This window comes from Virgibacillus dakarensis, from assembly GCF_900155625.1.
Lineage (GTDB): Bacteria > Bacillota > Bacilli > Bacillales > Amphibacillaceae > Lentibacillus_C > Lentibacillus_C populi.
In genome coordinates this window covers 1,367,462-1,385,458 of sequence record NZ_LT732554.1, presented here as the reverse complement: position 1 = coordinate 1,385,458, position 17,997 = coordinate 1,367,462, and the positions used below count along the sequence as shown (strand labels likewise).

At 36.5% G+C, this 17,997-nt stretch carries 16 protein-coding genes; 5 read left to right on the top strand and 11 right to left on the bottom strand.

All coding sequences use genetic code 11. The features are described from left to right. Window positions 1-249: 249 nt before the first annotated feature. The 5 genes from CZ382_RS16485 to CZ382_RS16465 form a co-directional block, all read right to left on the bottom strand. Window positions 250-1,074, bottom strand: a complete 825-nt coding sequence (locus CZ382_RS16485) for a carbon-nitrogen hydrolase family protein (RefSeq protein ID WP_088052306.1) — start codon at window positions 1,072-1,074, stop codon at window positions 250-252. 109 nt (window positions 1,075-1,183) lie between these two features. Beyond that, window positions 1,184-2,464, bottom strand: coding sequence for a TRAP transporter large permease (locus tag CZ382_RS16480; RefSeq protein WP_088052305.1), 1,281 nt, complete (start codon window positions 2,462-2,464; stop codon window positions 1,184-1,186). 3 nt (window positions 2,465-2,467) lie between these two features. Beyond that, the gene (locus CZ382_RS16475) at window positions 2,468-2,962 is read right to left on the bottom strand and encodes a TRAP transporter small permease (protein ID WP_088052304.1); all 495 of its coding nucleotides are present in this window, start codon (window positions 2,960-2,962) and stop codon (window positions 2,468-2,470) included. Window positions 2,963-2,979: 17 nt separating this feature from the next. Then, window positions 2,980-3,993: a TRAP transporter substrate-binding protein gene (locus tag CZ382_RS16470; protein WP_088052303.1), complete on the bottom strand. Its 1,014-nt coding sequence runs from the start codon at window positions 3,991-3,993 to the stop codon at window positions 2,980-2,982. An 11-nt stretch (window positions 3,994-4,004) separates the two neighbouring features. Further along, complete coding sequence (locus CZ382_RS16465) at window positions 4,005-4,646, bottom strand: RraA family protein (RefSeq protein ID WP_088052302.1); 642 nt, start codon at window positions 4,644-4,646, stop codon at window positions 4,005-4,007. Window positions 4,647-4,901: 255 nt separating this feature from the next. On the opposite strand from CZ382_RS16465, the gene CZ382_RS16460 reads away from it, so the two are divergent. After that, window positions 4,902-5,216 (top strand): helix-turn-helix domain-containing protein, encoded by a 315-nt coding sequence (locus tag CZ382_RS16460; protein ID WP_088052301.1) that lies wholly within the window; start codon window positions 4,902-4,904, stop codon window positions 5,214-5,216. Window positions 5,217-5,538: 322 nt separating this feature from the next. Here the strand turns inward: CZ382_RS16460 and CZ382_RS24850 are convergent, their stop codons facing one another. The 3 genes from CZ382_RS24850 to CZ382_RS16445 all read right to left on the bottom strand — a co-directional run bounded on the left by CZ382_RS24850 (window position 5,539) and on the right by CZ382_RS16445 (window position 8,463). After that, complete coding sequence (locus CZ382_RS24850) at window positions 5,539-5,796, bottom strand: SMI1/KNR4 family protein (RefSeq protein ID WP_407701326.1); 258 nt, start codon at window positions 5,794-5,796, stop codon at window positions 5,539-5,541. A gap of 123 nt (window positions 5,797-5,919) precedes the next feature. Beyond that, a complete protein-coding gene (gene menC, locus CZ382_RS16450) occupies window positions 5,920-7,026 on the bottom strand; it encodes an o-succinylbenzoate synthase (protein ID WP_088052299.1) in 1,107 nt (368 codons plus the stop codon). A gap of 18 nt (window positions 7,027-7,044) precedes the next feature. After that, window positions 7,045-8,463, bottom strand: a complete 1,419-nt coding sequence (locus tag CZ382_RS16445) for a YfcC family protein (protein ID WP_088052298.1) — start codon at window positions 8,461-8,463, stop codon at window positions 7,045-7,047. Between the two features lie 112 nt (window positions 8,464-8,575). Between CZ382_RS16445 and CZ382_RS16440 the strand changes: the two genes are divergently transcribed. Together CZ382_RS16440 and CZ382_RS16435 are read left to right on the top strand one after the other, a co-directional pair. Further along, window positions 8,576-9,403 carry a MurR/RpiR family transcriptional regulator gene (locus tag CZ382_RS16440; protein ID WP_088052297.1) on the top strand — a complete coding sequence of 276 codons (828 nt, stop codon included), beginning with the start codon at window positions 8,576-8,578 and terminating at the stop codon, window positions 9,401-9,403. Beyond that, entirely contained in the window at window positions 9,403-10,530 is a 1,128-nt protein-coding gene (locus CZ382_RS16435) for a M20 peptidase aminoacylase family protein (RefSeq protein ID WP_088052296.1), read from the top strand. The genes CZ382_RS16440 and CZ382_RS16435 overlap by 1 nt, the downstream gene beginning before the upstream one ends. Window positions 10,531-11,956: 1,426 nt before the next feature. Here the strand turns inward: CZ382_RS16435 and CZ382_RS16430 are convergent. Continuing rightward, window positions 11,957-13,249, bottom strand: coding sequence for an NAD(P)/FAD-dependent oxidoreductase (locus CZ382_RS16430; RefSeq protein ID WP_159457818.1), 1,293 nt, complete (start codon window positions 13,247-13,249; stop codon window positions 11,957-11,959). A 245-nt stretch (window positions 13,250-13,494) separates the two neighbouring features. Between CZ382_RS16430 and CZ382_RS16425 the strand changes: the two genes are divergently transcribed. Further along, entirely contained in the window at window positions 13,495-14,160 is a 666-nt protein-coding gene (locus tag CZ382_RS16425) for a GntR family transcriptional regulator (protein ID WP_235000455.1), read from the top strand. A 64-nt stretch (window positions 14,161-14,224) separates the two neighbouring features. Beyond that, window positions 14,225-15,691, top strand: a complete 1,467-nt coding sequence (nhaC, locus tag CZ382_RS16420; protein WP_088052294.1) for a Na+/H+ antiporter NhaC — start codon at window positions 14,225-14,227, stop codon at window positions 15,689-15,691. 263 nt (window positions 15,692-15,954) lie between these two features. Here nhaC and CZ382_RS16415 read toward each other — a convergent pair whose 3' ends face one another. Together CZ382_RS16415 and CZ382_RS16410 are read right to left on the bottom strand one after the other, a co-directional pair. Next, on the bottom strand, window positions 15,955-17,442 hold the full coding sequence (locus CZ382_RS16415) for a tripartite tricarboxylate transporter permease (RefSeq protein WP_088052293.1): 1,488 nt from the start codon (window positions 17,440-17,442) through the stop codon (window positions 15,955-15,957). Window positions 17,443-17,470: 28 nt separating this feature from the next. Further along, the gene (locus CZ382_RS16410; RefSeq protein ID WP_088052292.1) at window positions 17,471-17,995 is read right to left on the bottom strand and encodes a tripartite tricarboxylate transporter TctB family protein; all 525 of its coding nucleotides are present in this window, start codon (window positions 17,993-17,995) and stop codon (window positions 17,471-17,473) included. Window positions 17,996-17,997: the final 2 nt, after the last annotated feature.

Here is a 17,997-nt window from a genome sequence, read left to right as displayed (position 1 = left end):
TGTCGTCATTTAATCTTAAACAAGATACATCATCGCCTGAAAGTTCACCTCGTTCGGATTTTTCGAAAAGAGAGTCAATATTATCAAGTTCTTTAAGATTGTTTTGCATCTTTAGACCGGCTGTACGGCGCAGTCAGGACTTGCACCCCTATAGCGTATGTGCTGCCACTCACACAAAAAGGAGCAAAACCTAATGTTTTCCTCCTTCACTTTAAAATATGACCAAGATTGGAACATATCCTATACTTACTATTTTACCATCAAATTGTCATAGAACTCCGGTTTTCTATGCTTCAAACAAGGTATACTTTCTCTTGCGGATTGAATGAGCTCTTCCCGCAATTCCGCTATGATAATTCCTTCTCCTTCAGATGCACGAGCTACAACTGTTCCCCAAGGATCAATAATCATACTGTTACCGTAGCATTCTTTTTCAGGCAAATACTTACCAAACTGTCCAGCAGCAACAACATAACATTGATTTTCTATTGCACGTGCCCTCAACAAATTTTCCCAATGAAGCATTCCGGTATATCTGGTAAACGCTGCCGGTATAAATAGTATTTTTGCATCGTGTGTTGCATAATTTCGATACAGCTCCGCAAATCTCAAGTCGTAGCATATGCTCAAACCCGCATTACCAAATGGTAACCTTGTCATAACAGGATTTGTTCCGCCTTGAATTGAATCCGACTCTTTGTAACCAGGCATTCCTTCAATTTCAATATCGAACAAATGAATTTTTCGGTATTTATCCAATAACTTACCATCAGGATTGACAATGTAACTTGTATTGTATGACTTTTCGCCGTTATATCTTTCCACAATACTACCCACGTGCACAAACAGGTTATATTCCATTGCGAGTTTCACCAATAATCTAGTCGTTTCTCCATCCGGTATTTTTTCTGCGTTTACTATTTTCTCCGTATCTCTACCCATAAAATTACAATACTCTGGCAATGAAACAAGTTCAGCACCATCTTTAGCAGCTTTCTTAATATAGTCAGATATATTTTTTAAATTTTCCTGTTTATCAGATGTTGAATTCAATTGAATAACAGCTACTTTCATACGTTATCCTCTCCATTTCTTTTCTTATTCACTTACTCTCCTCCAAATACTTTTCCTTCCCCAACCATCATTGGTAACGTTTCAACGGGAAATTGCTCTCCCGTAACAATTATTTTAATAATGACGGCAACCATAGAGACAATTGTGGGAAATAGGTAATGATAATTAGTGTAATGATTAATGGAATATAAAACGGAATAATTCTTCTGACAATACTTTCAAAAGAAAGCTTTCCTACCCGACTCATGACATATAACCCAATTCCAACTGGCGGTGTTATCATTCCTAATAATAAGTTATAAGACATAACTACGCCGAAGTGAATTCGATCAATTCCAAGACTATCAATTATTGGTAACAAGACCGGAAGCATGATTAATTTTATCGGAATACCTTCCATAATACTTCCTAAAAACAATAACAAGATATTGATAATCAATAACATTAGGTACTTGTTTTCTGTTAATGTGAGTAGAGAATCTGATAATAAATACGGTAATTGTTCAGCCGAGATGACCCAACCCAAGGCTGTACCCACACCAATTAAAAACATGATCTGTGCTGTCGAACCAACACTAGCCATAAACCCTTCCTTTAACGTTTCCCATTTGAATTCCCTATAAATAACGGCACAAAATAGAGCGTATACTACTGCAATTGCACCAGCTTCCGTTGGTGTAACAACCCCCCCAAGCATTCCACCTAAAATAACAACTGGCGCCATCAATGCAAAGAAACCGTTTTTAAACGTCTCGGAAAGTGATTTGACCGAAAAAGATTTTGGAGGAGGGGCCGATATAACCCCCCGTGTTACCCCAACATATACATACATCGACAATGCAACGGCTATCATTAAGCCTGGTATAACCCCAGCAATAAATAACTTTTCCACTGAAACTTCTGCAAGGTATGAATAGACAATAAATGGGACACTCGGCGGTATAATAGCACCGATAACAGACGAAGCCAATGTAAGGGCCGCACTAAATGGCTTTTGATAACCCTTCTCCACCATTGCCTTCATTTCAATAGCTCCAAGACCTGCCTGATCTCCAACTGCAGTTCCAGAAATACCGGAAAAGATGACACTGGCAAAAATATTCACTTGGGCTAACCCACCTCGTATATGACCAATCAATGAATTGGAAAAATCAAAAATCCGTTGGGTTATCCCAGCTGTGTTCATTAAATTACCCGCTAATATAAATAACGGAATCGCAAGTAGGGTATAACCTTTGATCCCCTCCATTAATTGTAATGGGAGAACATCTAATACGTACCCACCCATAAACAATGCAACTAGCGTTGATAACATCATTGCAAAAGATACCGGAAATCCAATCGCCAATAACAGCAGGAATACGAGGAACATAGCAATGCCTAATATCAACCTTTATTCCCCCTCTTCCGTTGCCAACAAATCAATACCAGGTTTGAATGACAAGGTTATATGATAAATGGAAGTTAGAACAATCAATCCAAGTAATAATACAAACGGCAGATAAAACCAGGCTGTCGAAGCATTCATGATGACTGTCGTCTTATCCCATTGTTTAATAGTTAATTGGATCGAAAAAAATAACAATATGCTTGAAGTAATTAACATTAAAAAACTTGTAACAACCCCCGCAATCTTCCTTTTAAATAGATCCAACTTTTTAACAAAAAACGTAATCATAATGTCTTCCCGATCAACAACCAGCTTGCCAAACCCAAGAAACGTAATCCAGCAAATTACAATAGAAAAGAACTCCTGGGACCATATAATCGAGCTGCTGAAAAAATACCTGGAGACAATTTCTACGGTTAAAATTCCTATCAACGCCAGTAAGCAAACTAAGGCGATGAATGAATAAATAGTTGCTATTGTATCAAGAACTTTTTTCATACTGCTTATCACCTTCTTTATTCAATCGCTTGAATCTTATCGATATACCCTTCTGGAAATACTCCTGTATCATCTAGTTCTTGATGGAAGTCTGAAAAGGCATCTACCCATTCATCTTTATCAATTTCAAAAATCTCCATATTATGTTCTTCTTTCATTAAACCGATTTGCTCTTCTACTTCGGATTCCAATTTTTCAGCAGCATCCGCTCCGGCCTGATTAGCGGCTTCAATTAAAATGTCTTGTTGCTCTTTTGATAGCTCTGAAAATTGATCTTCTCCCATTGCAATGACGATATCTTGAGGATACTCATCAATTAATGTCATATATGGGGCAACTTCGGTAAATTTCATAGACCAAACCAGTGATATCGGCGAAGTGACTGCATCGACTAAATTTTGTTTAATTGCTAAATAGGTTTCCGTCCAAGCAACTACCGTGGGGTTGGCGCCCACCGATTCATATGCGTCAGAATAGAATTCCGATTCAAACGATCTTATTTTTAAACCTTTCAAATCATCCACTGATTTAATAGGTTTCGTTGACAACAAAACACGGTATGGACCACGTGTAAAGTTTCGGTCAGTATTAAGAATTCTTATCCCTTGTGAAATTAATTTTTTTTGAATATCTTCCCCCATTTCTCCAGTGTTGTACTTTTGAAAGTGCTCAAAGTCTCTAAAGAGAAAGGGAATACTGCTTACCTGTACCCTTGAGTCATAATCATCAAAGTATGTTATCCCTTCTGCATACATGTCCTGTGTGCCTAATAACATATTATCGATTTGCGTTTTCCCTTTTCCTAATTGCTCAGCTGGATAAACTTTGACCACTATTTCGCCGTTGCTTTTTTCTTTTACTAGATCGGCAAAGTGTTCAAAGGCCTTCCCTTCAAGTGATTCAGCAGACATTTTGGTCCCTAATTTTAATTCAATGGGCTTAGATGAACTATTAGCAGTTGAATCCTTACCGCAACCGCTTACAAATAGAGCTATAACTAATATGATGGTAAAACAGGTCATCCTTTTCATTCATTATCCCCCTACCGCTGTGATAAAAATTGCTCTATTAATTGATCAGCCTTCGTGATACTGCTTAAAGTTTTTCCACTATCTATCATCTTTTTGCTTTCCGCTTCTCTCTCCTCATTTCCCTCTACTTTCTCCAATATATATTGATAATCGGTATCCTTTGGAATTACTAACACGCCATTATCATCAGCTAGAATTAAATCACCTGGTTGAACAGAAACACCACCGCATTGAACCATTGTATTTACTTCGCCACTTATCCCATATAATTTAGTGGTTATTGGCGATAATCCTGTTGCAAATATGGGGAGTCCTATTTCACGTAATGCCTGAATATCCGTGCAAGTACCATCAATAATGACACCTGCTACTTTTCTGGAATTTGCCGCATACGCCACCATTTCCCCCACGCAAGCATGTTTATTATCACCGGTACGATCAATAACAATGATGTCATCCTCTTCAGCAAGGCTAACCGCCTTATGTACCATCGTAGAATCATTGGAATTTGTTTTTACCGTAAATGCTGTTCCTACAATTTTCACATCATGTAACATGGATCTTATTCTCGGATCCATAAACCCGTAGTGTAAATGATGACCGATTGTTGCAGGTTCAACGTTATAAAACCGATTTTTCATTTCTGAAGTCAATTGACTATTCTTAACTCTATTTAGGATTTTGATAGTAACCACTCCTTTTTTTATTAAATCTACTGACCAGGTTAACGTCTGTCCTCCTCTCTAACTGATTAGTTGTTTTAAAAATCCTATTAATCTGCATTTTATGATGTATAGTTCTAAAAGTCAATACATTTTATAATTATTAGTTCTAAAAATGAAATATTCCTCCACTTTTGACGGAATCAAGCTAAACTATATATAGCAACCATTTAAAGGGAGTTAATTATGGTAGATAACAATAGAATTGGGAATAAATTAAAAGCACTAAGAAAAGCAAAAAATTTAACAACAGAAGAATTAGCCAAAAAGGTCAACATTTCACAATCCTACATTAGTCGTTTTGAGAATGGCCGAGCTATCCCTGATGTTGATATGCTGGAGAGAATATTAACATCTCTCGGTACAGATCTATCATCATTTTTCTCAAGTGATTTGCATGATCTACCCGAGGATCTGATTCAACTGATTGACACTGTTAAAACACTAAGTCCAGAAGCTCGAATGAAATTAAATGAATTTCTTAAGCTAGTAAAGGATTGAAGGAAAGAAGGACCGCCACCAAATATTAGGTAGCGATTTTTCTGTGTTTTTTATAAGGTCAGCCTTGGAAATGTAAATAAATACAAGTATTAGTCAGGGAGAGTTGTTCGGAACACTTAAATTGAGGGGACAGGTGTTACACACTTGCTGCCGGGTGCTGGAGCTGGACGAGGCTCTTCCTATAAACTTACTGATAGCTAATATGAAGTGACAATGATTCAATTGAAACAAACAAAAGATTTGCTAATAGTTGTAGAGTAAAGATAAAGTAAGTAAGCGTCAAATAACCCCCACCTATTATCAGATGGGGATTATTTGACGCTTACTCATTTACACCTATACAAATTAAGTTTCCTCCCGGGCATTCACCAATAGGAATTAAGCTGCCTGGAATTCGATATTCATAATCGTCTATTTGTTGAATAATGTTGTTTTCACCCATTAGTCCATAAAAACCATCGAAATATTGTTTACCATCTTTCGTTATTGTAGGTGATGGCTCTAACGGCTTAAAACTTACATCTTCTTCAAAAAAGGTTTCACCGTATCCCTTTACAAATTCCTTATACTCATTCGGTATTATTTGTATTTGTTTATTTCCAATCCGATCAGACCATTCCTATATCAAGTTCTGTGAAATACATACTTTCCCTTGAGACAGGTCTGACATAAAAAAATAATTACGTAAAGATGGAAAGTACAACTAACGAAATACCTTCCTATCCACAGTATTGTTTTCAACTTCCTCGATATTTACATCAAAGCCAATCCCAGGCTTTTCCGGAACTTGCAACACACCATTTTCAGCTACTACTTCTGGCTCAATGATATCTCTTTCCCAATAACGTGAAGAAGATGCTGTATCTCCTGGAAGCTTAAAGTTGGTCAAAGATGTAATGGCTATGTTGTGCGCGCGCCCGACCCCTGATTCAAGCATTCCACCACACCAGAGCGGTATATCTTCTTTCTTACATAGGTCATGAATTCTTTTTGCCTGGGTTAGACCTCCTACTCTACCAATCTTCATATTAATGATTTTACAGCTTCCTAATTCAATTGCTTGTCTGGCATCTTCATAAGAGTGAATACTTTCGTCAAGGCAAATTGGCGTTTTGATTTGTTTTTGCAATTTAGCATGATCAATTAAGTCCCCCGCTGTCAGAGGCTGTTCAATCATCATTAAATTAAATTGATCCATTGCTTTTAATGTATCGATATCTTTTAATGTATAGGCAGAGTTTGCGTCTGCCATTAATGGGATGTCAGGAAAATTATTACGTATCTGCTGCAGTACATTTATGTCCTTACCTGGCTTTATTTTCACCTTGATTCGCCTGTAACCTTCATCCGTTTTTTGTTGAATCGATTTCAGAAGGTCCTCCACATCATCTTCAATCCCAAGGCTGATCCCGACTTCAACCGTTGACTTTACTCCACCCAATGCTTTAGAAAGGGGTTCTCCTTTCGACTTAGCGTATAAGTCCCAGATTGCGGCCTCTAGTGCTGACTTAGCCATATTATTGCGTTTATACATATTAAATTTTTCTTGTAATTCATCTGGATGTTGGATTTCCTTTTTAAGAACCATAGGAATGAGGAATTCTTCTAACATATGCCAACTGGATTGTGTAAATTCTTCACTATATAAAGGGCGCTCTGAAGTTACACATTCTCCCCAGCCAGAGATACCTTCTTCATTTTTGGCCTCTACTAATAAGAACAATCGTTCTTGTTCCGTTCCAAAACTCGTTGTAAAAGGATTTTTCATTCTCATTTGAACTTTATACAATATGATCTCATTAACTATCATTTGACATAACCCCTCTCTTTAAATTGGTCCCCAACCTATTAAAACTGCAATTGTTAAGTAAACTGCTCCAATTGCAAACCAAATCAATACCAATGGAAAAATATATTTAATCCATTTCGTCCAAGGTATACCTGCTATCGCTAGGTTTGCCATTAAAATTCCAGATATCGGGGTAATTACATTTGTAAATCCATCACCCATTTTATAAGCTTGAACTGCTACTTGGCGAGTGATATCCATAATGTCTGCAAGTGGTGTCATAATTGGCATAACAATAACTGCCTGTCCACTCCCTGAAGATACAATCAAATTAAAGACCCCATTTGCTATTAACATTACGATTGCACCTAAAACACTCGAAAATGGTTCCATTACGGTTGCCATGCCTTGAACAATTGTATCTAGAATTTGTCCATTCTCTAAGATAACAACGATTGATCTTGCCATCCCAATAATTAATGCCCCATATACAAGTCCTTTACAACCCTCGAAAAACACCTCAACTAATTTGTTTGGTGTTATTTTAGCGATGATGGCTGTTCCAATTGCGATAACAATAAACATGGCAGCCATTTCATTCAATGACCATCCAAATTGGAAAACACCAAATATATAAATACCGATTCCAACTGCTAACCAGGTAATGACAAGTTTATGAATGCCAGTTAACTCACTGGGGGCATTTTCAGTACTTTTTTCATCGTACTTCGGGAACCTATTGTTACCTAGTACACTTTTTTCCGGATTTTTCTTAACTTTATTCGCATACCACCAAATATATAAAATTGTCGCAGCAAGTACTGTTATATAAATAAGTATTCGAAAACCAATTCCAGAAAACAATGGCACCTGAGCTATTTGTTGAGCCATTCCTGTTGTCAAAGGATCGAGAAAAGCTGTATTAAATCCTGCATATGCTCCTAAATAAATAATTGACACACCTACTACAGCATCAAGTTTCATGGAGCGAGCCAAAATAATCCCGATTGGAATAAAGGCGATAACAGCATTAACAATAATGCCCAATGCACCAAATATGGAGAATAGGGTACATACAATAATAATCAATAAGTATTCCTTGTTTTTCGTCTTGTTAATAGTTTTCATAATGAGAGCGTCAATGGCACCCGTATGCTCAATAACAGCAAATGCCCCACCAATAATCAACACAAGAAAAATTAATCCCGCTGAATCAATCATACCTTGCTGTATCGCCCGAAAAATTTCAATAAAACTCGAAGGCTGTTGATCTATACTATGATAGCTGTCAGGCACTACGGTTGTGATTTCATCGGTTGTTTCTCTTTCAAAACTACCTGCAGGAATAAAATAAGTAGCGGCTGCAGCAAGAATTAAAATAGCAAATAAAATAACATATGCGTCAGGTAAGCCTAGTTTCCTCTTTTTCTCTTTTCGCGATCCTTGATTCCCATTCATGCCTTCTCCCCCTTTAAAAAATCTAAATATTAGCAAGTTGCGTTTAATTATAATAAAGTATATAATTTATTTCAAGGTTAAATATTGTAAATACTTCAAAAAAGGTGAGACAATGGCTCAGGATTATTTAAAAAGGACTAAAGAAAGCTTCCCAAAACTAACGAAAGGCTTGAAAAAAGTAGCAGACCATTTGATATCTGAACCAATGCTATTTGCTATTCATCCTGCGAAAAAAGTAGGGAAAATCATTGGGGTTAGCGAGACAATGGTTATACGATTCTGTAACAATATTGGTTATAGCGGGTACACGCCACTCCAAAAAGAAGTAAGAAAACACCTATTGGATTTAAATCAAAATTCATTAAGAGAATTAGATTTAAAGAATCCCCAAAATAATAATTATGTTAAAAGCATGATAGCAGATATTAACAGCTTAAAAAGCAATATTAATAATATTGAATTAGAAAATGTCAATGCTTTTGTAGAGACAATCATTGATAGCAAGAAATTAGTTATCGCAGGATATTATCATTCTTTTACATTTGCACATTGGCTTTATTTTAACCTGAATTACATATTGGGGAATGCCTCCTTATATCGACCAGAAACTGATGCAGGCATATTGGATTTACTACCGAAAAAATCATCTATCATCGTCTTCTCATTTTATAGATATGCACTTGATACTTTACGTCTTGCGAAGGAAGCTAAAAATAAGAAGATAAAGGTTGTCACTATAACAGACTCTCGTGTGGCACCTGTAACCGAGTTTGCAGACATTGTTATACCTATTGATATGAAAAACAAGGATATATTTAGCAAAGGTCCAGTCACATTATCTATTGTCAATGCTATTTTATATGAAGTCATTCAACGCGTTGAGGAAAGAGAAAAAATCCATGAAACATACAAATATTTTATAAAGGATGGCGAATATTAGTGACAAATACAATTGAAAAAAGGGTAAAAAATACTTTTCATTACCTGCACGAACATGCTGAAATCAGTTGGGAGGAAATCGAAACAACAAAATATATAAAAAAAATTCTAGAAGAAAATGGCTGTAAAGTGAAGACTTTTGATGATTGCACAGGAGTTATTGGAGAATATGGTAACTTTAACTGCAATCATCCGGTCATAGCAATACGTGCTGATATTGACGCATTGTGGCAAGAGGTTAATGGCAAATTCCAGGCAAATCATTCATGTGGCCATGACGCTCACATGTCTATGGTATTAGGTGTTCTATGGACTCTTGAACAAAACCCCGAACTTAAAGATAAAGTAGCTATTAAATTTATTTTCCAACCCGCTGAAGAGAAGGGTGCAGGTGCATTAAAAATGATTGAAAAAGACGTGGTTGATGATGTTGATTATTTATTTGGAGTTCACTTAAGACCTTATCAGGAAACCAAACTTGGACAGGCAACACCTGTAATTGTCCATGGAGCTACCAAAACATTAAACGCAGAAATCGAAGGTGAAGATGCACATGGGGCAAGGCCACACCTAAATCATAACGCAATTGAAATCGGCGCGGAAATTGTAAATATGCTTAGTAAAATCCATTTGGACCCTCGTATTCCTTATTCCGTTAAGATGACAAACTTTCATGCCGGAGGGAAAAGTGCCAACATTATTCCGGGAAATGCTACTTTTTCATTAGATATGAGAGCCCAGAATAATGAATTAATGGACGAATTAGAAAAAGAAGTTCATAGTATTTTTAAGTCGATAGAAGATTTGTATCATATAGATATTAAAGTAGATTCGCATGGAATTGCTGCAGCTAAAACAAATAATGAAGCAATAAACATTATGAAAAAAGCAATAGAAGACACGCTGGGAAAAGACAAAGTGGATGAACCTTTGGTGACACCTGGAGGGGATGATTTCCACTTTTATACAATTAAGAAATCAGATCTTAAGGCAACGATGTTAGGATTGGGATGTGATTTGAAACCCGGTTTACATCACCCGGAAATGACATTTGATAAAGATGCACTAATAAATGGGGTGAATATTTTGTTTAGAGCTGTTTTGAATACTTATGGTGTTTCTGGCTAACACCCGTAGCTAGAGCTCATATTTTTGATGACTAATTAGGTGCTAGAGAACTAATCTATTTAGCCCTGGTCATTCGTAGTTTTATTTTTCTATATCACTTGAAAGAAACAACTCGAACATACATTGAAAAAGAAATAAAATAGTACACCGGGGGACTTTTTCCGGGGCCAAGGATTGAGGGACGATGACCGCTTCACTCGCTTCCTGTAGACATGCCGAAATACGATCTAATCCGGACCCGTCTGCTATATAATTTTCTACAGCTCCATGAAGGTAAACACCTTCATGGTAGGCCTCCCGGTCCAGTATATCTATAAAAACCTAAAACCGTCAATCGGACTACCCGAGATCTATGCGAGAAATTCAACGTTGGAACTCCTGCATTGCAATGGGCCGGTCATGTGACTAATGGGCCCTGACATTACATGATTGATTTGATGCGTTCGGGTCGTTTACATCAGTTGCTGCAGATGGTAAAATGCGCGTTTTCGATAGCTGAAACCATTCGTTATTTTAATAAGAAGCCCCCTTCCCTTTGAAATATCACCTAGCTTTGTCTGTAGACCTTTGATCTGGTATAATACTGACCATGTTAATCACCCTTCAAAAAACCGACAAATAAAAATTCCTGCTTTTTTATCCCATTTCTCCGCACGCCACCTTACAGTAAACAAACTATTTGCCAGCTAATGATTACCGGCCGTGCGGTGCATCGGAACTTGCACCCTATAGATGTATGTGCTAGCAACTAGTACGAAAAGCCCTATAGAGATTTCTCTATAAAGCTTCTTAAAAATCCAACCAATGGTGTAAATATCCACATTATTTCGCTTTCACATTAGCACGGTATTAAAAATTGGTAAGTACTTACAAAATTTCATGAACGGCTTTACTGGAGAAGTGGGCATGATAGGCTACACGCCTTGTAAATGAAGGTTTTCCCATTTCACCTTTCACTATAACTCATGCCCACAGAGGCTCAAAGCCAAGCCACAATAGTTTAATTGTAAATAAATGGGTTGGAATTTTCACATTACACCAGATTTTGTCTGAGATAGCGTGAATAAATCCGTTCTAATGTACAAAAAATGCCTGTTTTTTGCTGGAGTAAGGTGCTTCTCTACACCAACAAAATTAATGGCAGGAAGCCCTGCAGTGAATGACAGCATTGACAACCAATTTCAATTTCTTGTAGCTTTAACGCTTTAGACTCCAACTCCATTCTTTCAATTAAAGCTGAAGCTTCCCCTTTTCCCGATGATCTTTACGAACATAAAGTCTATCGAAATAACCACGGTACATCACTTCGTCATCTGTATTTACAACTACTTCTTGAATCACTTTCCTGAAGATGGATTATTTACGTTAAAATATCCTCTTATATGGAAATCCTTACGGAAAATTTTTGACCGATTTGTATTCTCCCTTATGAAATTTTGTCTATTACTTTAAGGTAGTTTTCTGCCAAACTTAAAATTTTTCCACGTTGATTATGAAATGGAATCTTTGTTAACGGTAAGTCTCCTAGAACATTATCCAATTGATTTTTTTCTGCAATACTTGAAGCAATGATTTTGCCAAGCAGCGTGGACATAGCCGCACCATGGCCACAAAACCCTGTCATATAAAATAATCCTTCTTCCGTTTTTCCAAGATGCGGCATAAAATCAAATGTAAATGCAGTCGTGCCACCCCATTGGTAGTCTACTTTAGTATCTTTTAATTCTGGAAAAACGTTAACCATGTTTCTCCTGAGTACTTCATATAGTTCAGGATTGTTTTGAGAGTTATCTTTCTTTACGAAGCTTACTCTACCTCCAAAAAGCAATCTGTAATCTTCCGTCATTCTAAAGTAATATAGGAAATTCTTCGTGTCAATTGATACACGATTATGTGGAATTAATCGCTTGGATAATTCCTTGGGTAGTGGTTCTGTAGTTATTACATGGCTCTTAATCGGCATAATAGACTTCGTTAATTTTTTATTTGTGTTGGTTGTTGTATACCCATTAGTGGCCACCACTACTCCATTCGATACTATTTCACCATTCTCTGTTTTTACAATGTAACCATCTTTAAATTTATTTACAGAAGTAACTTGCGAATTCTCATAAATAATCCCACCAAGTCGCTCAACGGCGTCTCCCAGACCTATTGCATAATTTAATGGATGAAAAGCATAACTGTGAGGATCCATTAAACCCCCATGTGCATATATGGGTGAGTTAATTTCCTTTTCAATATCAGAAGGGGGAATAATCTCTGTTTGGTAATTAAACTTTTCCAGCATAAACTCATGCTCTCTCCTTAATGCATCGAAATGCTTTGATTTATATGCAAGTTTTAGACCGCCATTATAATTAAGTGAGCAATCTATCTTTTCTTTTTTTGCGACTTCATCCACTAAACGAATGCAATCAACAGACATTTTCAGTAACTCTTTGGCTCGATCAGTTCCCAGTTTTTTAGAAAGGACTGCAGTCGATTTTTTAAAACCCGTAGTTAACATACCTGCATTTCTACCACTGGCCCCCCAGCCGATGGAATGTTGTTCTATTAATATCGTTTTTATACCCAAACAATTTAGAAAATAGGACGTTGCTAATCCACTGAACCCTCCTCCTATTATTGTAACTTCGGTTTTCTGCTCACCAAACAATGAAGGTCTTTTTTTTGTGTTATTGGCTGTAGCTTGCCAATAAGAGTTAGCATTTTGCACTATTACATCTCCTTATGTATACAATTTTTGTTTAATTTTATTGTATACAGTTGGAAAAGTCAAACACATGGAAATATATTTAATTTACAAAAATATCCGTTGACATACTAAGTAGATCTTATTATAATGCTGATATAGTATTTATTAATTGTATACAAAATATAAATACAGCGTCCGTCTGTATATAAAATGCTAAATAAGCTATTGTAACCTTTAAATAATTATATAGAAATGTAGTGATAGAAATGCTTTTGGATAGTAAGAATGCAGAAATAAATGCTTATCAACAAATTAAAAGAGCGATTATGCTAAAAAGACTTCTACCAGGACAGAAATTATCAGAAGAGTGGATAAGCAGAAATCTGAATATGAGCAGGACGCCGGTTAGAGCAGCTTTTAAGAAGTTGGAAGAAGAAAGGTTAGTAGAAATTATTCCACGTAGAGGAGCATTTGTATATGAGCCTACTATTAAGGAAATAAGAGATGTTTTTGAAGTAAGGATAGTGTTGGAATGCTATGCAGCTAAAAAGGCAGCAAGTATGATTAGTGATCAATACATTTCCCAATTAGATGAATTGATAGAAAAGGAAAAAGAAGCCTATGAAACTAGAGACTTTGAAAGTTTTATCACCATTAATAACTCCATTCATCAAACACCGGCAATTGTCACTCAAAATAAAAGCTTGATCAAGCAAATTAATTCCTTATTAAATTGGAGTGATTGTTATATTGTACTTAACGACCCTTTTTATAATCGATCTGTAGATACTGCAAAAAATATACCTGAACATAAAAAAATAGTTGAAACTTTAAGTAATAGAAATCCGCTCCAAGCTGAAAAGGCAGTACGAACCCATTTAGAGTCAACACTAAATTCTTTGGAAGAGCCAAAGTCTATTTTTGACAACTAGAAAAAAATAAATAAAAACTGAACTACAAAGGTTAGGTTATAAAAAAATTTTCTAGGAGGTAAATATGAATAAAAAAAGAGAGGCAACTTTTTTTGAATCCGTTTTATCACTGTTTTTTATGTTTTTCTTCGTATTTATAGGATACTTATTGTTTGGCCTTCGGGTTGAACTAATGATGGTGGCCGCTGCAGCTTGTGCTGGGATTTTAGCATGGAGGATAGGATTAACCTGGACGGAAATGGAGAAAACGATTAGTGAGCGAATTATCAGTGCAACACCTGCAATATTAATTATCTGGGTAATTGGTATTGTCATCGCCACATTTATTTTTAGCGGTTCCATTCCGATGTTAATATATTATGGAATTAAAATTGTCAATCCTGAACACCTATTAATCTCTGCATTTCTTCTGAATATCATATTTTCCATTGTGACAGGTACTTCATGGGGCTCTGTTGGAACTGTAGGGGTTGCAATGATGAGTATAGCTGCCGGTATAGGGGTGCCATTGCATATTACTGCAGCAGCTGTTATTTGTGGTGCTATATTTGGGGATAAATTGTCACCTCTTTCAGAAACAACTAACTTGGCCGCGGCAACTTCAGGCGTTAATCTGTATGATCATATTAAATCCATGTTATGGACTACGATACCGGCTTCCATTATCACATTTCTGTTTTTTTATATAATTGGACTAAACTTAGAGATTACCGAAAATACTTCTGCTGCATCTTCTACGGAAATGCTTGCAGGACTTGATCAAATATTCGATTGGAACATTCTTTTAATACTACCTTTTCTAGTTATATTATTGGGTGCTATTTTTAGAAAACCTCCTGTACCAGTAATGTTATTAGGTTCTTTACTGTCCCTAATAATTGGTGTGTTTTATCAAGGGTTTACTTTGGAAAGTGGTATAACAGCAGCTTTTAGTGGCTTTAATGTTAGTATGGTTCCAGGGATGGAGTCGGCTAATTGGTCTGATGCCCTTATTACGTTACTTAACCGCGGCGGTGTCATGTCCATGGTTGGTGTTGTAATCATTATTTACTGCGGTTATTCCTATACAGCTATCATAAGTAAAGCTGGCTTTTTGGAAACAGCTCTTCGGCCTCTTACAAATAGAGTGAAAAAGAGAGGCCCACTTATGATAACAACACTATTTACGGAACTTTTTATCCTAGTATTTTCTGGGACTTCTTATACGGTAGCTATCATGATCCCGGAGATGTTTAAAAAGCCGTTTTTAAAAGCTGGTATGGGCACGAAGGCTCTTTCCAGGTCTATAGAGGACGTAGGTACGATGATGGCATCACTTGTACCATGGGGGACCTCTGGAGCATTTTATATTAGCACACTTGGTATCCCGGTATTTGGAGCAAATGGATATGCCCTATGGAGTGTATTAACTTATTCTACGCCAATTATAGCTATTATTCTAGCATTTGCCGGAATAGGAATTTATAAAATGAATGCAACAGAAGCTCAGGAAGCTTTAGCACAATATGAAGCTCAAAAGAATATTTCTTAACATATAACGACATTTTAAAATCTCACTGGAAGTTCAGGTGGGATTTAGTGTTTTTTCGGAGAAATAAAATTTTATCCTAACAATGTAAACGTCAAATAACCCCCACCTGTGTCTTGGGGGGCACAGATAAAGTCCAAAAAAATAGGAAAAAATAAGAACCAATATAGCATTGAACTCTATATCCTAATTGCCTTACCTGTAAAATAAAAACAAACTTATCAGTCGTTAGAGCTAATAAGTTTGCTTTATCAAAAAATATCTTTTTAAGCAGCCGCTTTCTTTTTCTTTCGATAGCTACTCCATAAAGGAAGTGCAATAGCAACTACAGCCAAGCCTAGTAATACCGCACTGATAGGGCGTGTAACAAAAATACTTAAGTCTCCATTTGACATTTGTAACCCTCTTCTAAATTCTGTTTCTGCAATTGGACCTAATACTAACCCAAGAATAACAGCTGCTAAAGGAAACTTCATTTTATCCAAATAATAGCCTACTAGACCGAATAGAAGCATAACCCAAATATCAAACACAGAATTTCGAACAGCATAAGTTCCAATGATACAGAAAATAACGATTGCTGGACCCAATGTATAATATGGAACCTTCATTATTTTAGAAAAAACTCGAATAAACGGCTTAGAAAGAACTAGAATTAATAGATTTACAAAAAGTAATGAAATAAAAATAGTATAAACTAAATCTGGTGAGTTCTTAATAAGCATCGGTCCAGGCTGAAGGCCATGAAGTACAAATGCCCCCAAAATAATTGCAGTTGTTGCACTACCTGGAATCCCTAGGGATAGTAACGGCACCATTGCCCCCATTGCGGCAGCATTGTTTGCCGATTCTGGTGCTGCAATACCTTCTGGAATACCCGTTCCAAATTCCTCTTTATTTTTTGACCAACGTGTTGCTTCACTATAACTGACCATCGCAGCGGTTGTTGCACCAACACCAGGTAGTATACCAATTAACGTACCTAATACAGAAGAACGAGCAATCGTACCTTTTATCTGGTTAAAGATTTTACTATCAAATATTTTCGTTTTGAACTTTTGCATTTGCTGTTTAATGGTATGGTCTTCTTTACTTTTTCTCAATACTTCCGATACCGCAAATAGACCAATCAATACAGGAATAAGATCAATTCCACTCACTAATTCTAATGAATCAAATGTAAATCTTTGTGTTCCTGTTAATGGATCCATTCCAATCGTAGCAATGAATAATCCTAGACCAACCCCGATAAACCCTTTGATTAAATCACTACCACTTAACGAAACAACAACTGTTAACCCTAGTACTGCTAAAGCAAAGTATTCAGGAGATGAAAACTTTAATGCGAACGATGCAAGTAGAGGTGTTAGAAAGATAAGACACAAAACACCAAAGGTTCCTCCACTAACAGAGCTCAAAATCCCTATACCTAATGCTTGTCCAGGTTTCCCCTTTTGTGCCATTGGATAGCCATCTAGTACTGTCGCAACCGCTTCTGGTGTACCAGGAGTACGGAAGAGTACAGCACTAATTAAACCTGAAAATACGGAAGATGCATAAATTGTCGTTAACAGGATAAATGCGGGAATTGCATCAAGTCCATAGGAAATTGGGAGAAGAATAATAACAAGCATTGTTCCACTAATTCCAGGCAACGCCCCGCCAAAGAAACCCATTAACGTTGCTGCTAACAATATTAGTAAAGGAATTGGTTGAAACAGGTTTTCAAATCCCATTAATAATCCATCAATCATGACTTAAACTCCTTTCTGTACGTTTTGCTTAATAAATCCAGAAACTAAGTGTCTGGAAAATACCAATTCCTCTAGGAAACGGAATGCCCAAAGCATAGATGAATAACAAAACAAAAATGACATAGCTTGCTACAGTTGTACTAATAAGATGGCGTTTTTTACGCATTCCAAATAACCATGCCAAGAAGAAGAATAGGATAGGCGTAACAACCAGAAATCCTATAATTGGTAAAAGCAAAACATATACAGCGATAGCAATTAATACGTACCAGTGGCTACCAATAATCTTCTCATTATCTTTGCATTGTACTTCTGGTAATTTCTCTTCCTCAGTTGAAATCTTCGTTGGTTCACCTATTGCTTTTTTATGTTCACGAACCGTTTTTACAATTTGTAAGATCCCCATAATAAGCATGAAGGTTAAGATAACACTAGGCCACCCTGCAGGGCCAACGACAGATGAAGCTCTAGCTTCTGGAAGTTGCATGGTAAATATTAAGAAAAACACAGAAAACAGAATTGTAATAACGCCCAAAATTATATTTGATTTCATTC